A 3853-nucleotide genomic window follows, 5' to 3' on the forward strand; every position below is an offset into this window, starting at 1 on the left:
CGCGGTCGCAGGGCGGGTAAAACCGTCAAGCCTGTCGCCGAAAGGTAGACGGGAATCCCCTTCCCGAGCTTGCGAAGGGAGGGGAGAACTTCAAAAGCAGTACGACATGTCCGCCAAGCTCGGCTGAGCCGACCCGCCCTCGGGCACCCGGCAGGAACCCATGGCCCTCGGGACATGGGTTCCTCGCCTCCGGTCCCGCCGTTGTCAGTCGTGGGCGCTACGGTCTGCCCCGTGGACGCACTGCGCGCGGCGCTCGATCATGTGCTGGGGCTTGTCGCGGACGCTCCGTGGAGCGCGACCCTGGCCCTGCGCGGAAGCATGGTCATGCCCGCCTGGGTGGGGGACGCGGCCCGCCGGCCGGCCGATCTGGACTGGGTGGTGCTGGAGGACCCCGTCGGAGTCGACGCGCTGGACCCGTATCCGTACGTGGACCGGCTGGACGTCGTCCAGCAGTGGCCCGAGGCCGCCGACGGCGCCGCACGCTACGAGATGTGGACGTACGAGGAGTTCGACACCGGCGGGCAGCGGCCGTTGCTCCCGCCGGAAGGGCTGCACTGGCTGTACGAGGAGGACGCGGCGGACACCGGACCGCCGTACGCCGACCTGCTCGAACGCGTGGCACGGCATCCGGAGGCCGCCCCCGGCCTCCGCCTCGACGCGGAGAAGGCGCGCGTCGACGGCACCTGGACCTACGCTGCCTACGACACACCGGGCGTGCGCCTGCTCATCCCCTGGCACGCCGACGGCCTGCTGTCCGGCGAGGTACGGCTGGACTTCGCCCGCGACGAAACACTGCCCGAACCCCCCGTCTGGACCCTGATATCGCGCGGCGACGGCGGGAGTCCCGTCCCGGTGCGCACGGCGAGCCGGGAGCTGTCCCTGGCCTGGAAGCTGCTCTGGCTGCACAACGACAGCCATGACGGGAGCCGCGCACAGGGGAAGGACCTGTACGACGCGGTCCTCCTCGCCGAGACGGTGGGCGCCGGGCTCCCGCCGCGCCTGTTGCGGAAGGTCTTCGACCGGGCGGCCGGCCCCTCGGACCCGCACACCGCCCTCGACCCGGCCGCGGTGCTCCGCTGGGACGTGGACTGGGAAGGGTTCCGGGACCAGTACCCGGCCGTCCGGGGAAGCGCGCGGGACTGGCTGCGCCGTCTCGCCGGGGCGCTGGCTCCCTCCTGAGGCCGTACCGGAAAATCACGTGCCCCCGGCCACGTCCCTCTCGTACCGTCATCCCGTACCGAGTGCCGCCACGACCGTACGGCGGTGCCTTTCGTCCGACACAGAGGGGAGCCCGGCCGTGCGTGCACGCACCGCTGTCGTCGCTCCCCGTTCCCGGTACGAGGTGATCCTCGTGTCCCGGTGGTGCCGGTGCCCGCTGCGCGGCCGGCACCGGACGCCCGTGACGCCCCGCTGACCCCGGACGCACGGGTAATCGCGCTGCCCTTTTCTCGATTCGGGCCTCGACGTCAGGCCCGATCCCCAGAAAGGCCCTGGGCCGTGCGCACCCACACCACCACCCTCGCCGCCGTCCGCAACCTCGGCATCCTCGCCCACGTCGACGCGGGCAAGACCACCGTCACCGAGCGGATCCTGTTCGCGACGGGCACCACCCACAAGCGGGGCGAGGTGCACGACGGCACCACCGTCACCGACTTCGACCCGCAGGAACGCGACCGCGGCATCACCATCTTCGCCGCCGCCGTCAGCTGCGCCTGGGACGGGCACCGCATCAACCTCATCGACACCCCCGGCCACGTCGACTTCGCCGACGAGGTCGAGCGCTCCCTGCGCGTCCTCGACGGGGCGGTCGCCGTGTTCGACGCCGTCGCCGGGGTCGAGCCGCAGAGCGAGTCGGTGTGGCGGCAGGCCGACCGGCACGGCGTGCCGAGGATCGCGTTCGTCAACAAGATGGACCGGGCCGGCGCCGACCTGGACCGGGCCGTCGCGTCCATCCGGCAGCGGTTGCACCCCGTACCGCTCGTGGTCCAGCTGCCCATCGGCGCGGAGGGCGGGTTCACGGGGGTGGTGGATCTCGTACGGATGCGCTCGCTGGTCTGGGCCGACGGCGCGGGTACGGCCGTGGAGGGACCCGTGCCCGAGCCGCTGCGCGAGGAGGCGGTACGGCGGCGCCGGGCGCTGGAGGAGACCGTGGCGGAGCTGCACCCGGCCGCCCTGGAGGAGTTCTGCGACCGGCAGACGCTGGGCACCGACACCCTCGCCGCCACCCTGCGCGACCTCACCCGCACCGGGGACGGCGTGGTCGTCCTGTGCGGCTCGGCCTACCGCAACCGCGGCATCGAACCGTTGCTCGACGCGGTCGTGGCCTACCTGCCCTCTCCGCTGGACGTCCCCGCCGTACACGGCGTCCACGAGGGGACCGGGCAGGAGCGCGCCGCCGATCCCGAAGCACCGTTCGCGGGGCTCGTGTTCAAGGTGACCGCGAGCACCACCGGGCGGCTGGCCTACGTGCGCGTGTACTCGGGCACGATCGAGAAGGGAGACACCGTGTGGGACCCGGGCACCGGGCGCACCGAGCGCGTGGCACGCATCGTGCGGGTCATGGCGGACCGGCACGACCGGCTCGACCGGGCGGTCGCCGGGGACATCGTCGCGCTCGCCGGGGTGAAGTCGGCGCGGGCCGGCTCCACGCTGTGCGACCCCGGCGCGCCGCTGCTCCTGGAACCGCCGGTGGCCGCCGAGCCCGTGGTGTCCGTCGCGGTCGAGGCCCGGCGCGCCACGGACACCGGCCGGCTGGCGACGGCGCTGGCGCGGCTGGCCGAGGAGGATCCCTCGCTGGTGGTGCGCACCGACGCCGAGACCGGGCAGACCGTGCTGTCCGGCATGGGCGAACTGCACCTGGAGGTCGCGGTGGAGAAGATCCGCCGCGACGGGGGACCGGAGGTGGCCGTGGGCCGGCCTCGGGTCGCCTACCGCGAGACGGTCGTCGAGGGCGTGACGGGATACGTGTTCCGGCACGTCAAACAGGACGGCGGGGCAGGCCAGTTCGCGCACGTCGTGCTCGACGTGGAGCCACTGGGACCCGAAGCCGGTGTCACCGGCTTCGAGTTCCGTTCCGCCGTGGTCGGCGGGGCGGTGCCGCAGGAGTACGTGCGCGCGGTGGAGGCCGGCTGCCGGGACGCGCTCGCCGAGGGTCCGCTGGACGGGCACCCGGTGACCGGGCTCCGCGTCACCCTCACCGACGGCTCCACCCACGTGAAGGACTCCTCCGACACGGCCTTCCGCACCGCCGGCCGGCTCGGACTCCGTGAGGCCCTGCGCGCCTGTACGACGGCCCTGCTGGAGCCGGTCGCCGAGGTCACGGTGACCGTGCCGGAGGACGCCGTCGGCTCGGTCCTCGGCGACCTGGCGGCCCGGCGCGGCCGGGTCGGCGGCTCCGAGAACCGGGGCGGCGCGGCGGTCCTGACGGCGACCGTTCCGCTGGCCGAACTGTTCGGCTACGCAACCCGGTTGCGCAGCCGCACCCAGGGCCGCGGCACCTTCACGACCCGTCCCGGCGGTTACGCCCCGGCACCTCGACCGCTGCCGGTCCGGTAGCGGACCGGGGCCCGCACCACCAGCCGACCGGGCGGGTGGTGCGGGCCCCGAGTGGGCGTGCCGGCCCTTCACCGGGTTCCTCCGAGGATGCCCCGGCCTTCAGGCCGGGGAGGAATCGGACTCCTGCGGAGCAGGGCAGGGATAGCCGGATCGCCATCGGGGCGATCCGGCTTCCACCCCGCACGGCGGTGATGCCGCCCGCAATGATCGAGAACTCTCAACTGTCAGTGCCCTCGGGTAGGTTCGGATGCATGACGACAGAAGCGACCACGAAGGACACCGGGCATGCCCGGTACAC

Annotated in this window: 2 protein-coding genes; both read left to right on the forward strand. The window is 73.4% G+C overall.

What is annotated here, in order from left to right; translation table 11 throughout:
- The first annotated feature begins 231 nt into the window (after positions 1-231).
- Positions 232-1179: a nucleotidyl transferase AbiEii/AbiGii toxin family protein gene (locus ACIBJF_RS52560; RefSeq protein ID WP_399184984.1), complete on the forward strand. Its 948-nt coding sequence runs from the start codon at positions 232-234 to the stop codon at positions 1177-1179.
- 318 nt (positions 1180-1497) lie between these two features.
- Positions 1498-3555, forward strand: a complete 2058-nt coding sequence (fusA, locus tag ACIBJF_RS52565; RefSeq protein ID WP_399184985.1) for an elongation factor G — start codon at positions 1498-1500, stop codon at positions 3553-3555.
- Positions 3556-3853: the final 298 nt, after the last annotated feature.

The sequence above is a fragment of the Streptomyces sp. NPDC050743 genome, from assembly GCF_044456925.1.
Lineage (GTDB): Bacteria > Actinomycetota > Actinomycetes > Streptomycetales > Streptomycetaceae > Streptomyces.